The 521-nt window shown below is 42.0% G+C and carries 1 protein-coding gene; it reads left to right on the forward strand.

Features of this window, described 5'->3' with window-relative positions; genetic code table 11:
* The coding region (locus QZZ23_RS09555; protein ID WP_292469370.1) for a PKD domain-containing protein at positions 1-521 on the forward strand (521 nt) is incomplete at both ends.

The raw sequence follows: 521 nt of genomic DNA on the forward strand, positions 1-521 counted from the left end.
TGGCCAGCATTGATTCTATCACTCCAAATCCTGCAACAAAGGGTAGTTCTGTAACCTTTACCGGAAGCGGTGAAGATACCGATGGTTCAATAACAGCGTATCTTTGGACAGAAGGTAGTGCTCAACTGAGTACTGAAGCAAGTTTCGATACATCTGATCTTGCTGTTGGAATTCACATCATTTCATTCAAGGTTCAGGACAATAAAGGAGTCTGGTCTGATGAAGTAACCACAACTCTGACAGTTGAAGCTCAGAATCTTGCACCTACAGCAAGTATTGTATCTCCAGTTTCAGATACTGTTGTAACTGTAGGTAGTTCTGTAACCTTTACCGGAAGCGGTGAAGATACCGATGGTTCAATAACAGCGTATCTTTGGACAGAAGGTAGTGCTCAACTGAGTACTGAAGCAAGTTTCGATACATCTGATCTTGCTGTTGGAATTCACATCATTTCATTCAAGGTTCAGGACAATAAAGGAGTCTGGTCTGATGAAGTAACCACAACTCTGACAGTTGAAGCT

The organism is Methanolobus sp. (genome assembly GCF_016278385.1).
Classification (GTDB): domain Archaea; phylum Halobacteriota; class Methanosarcinia; order Methanosarcinales; family Methanosarcinaceae; genus Methanolobus.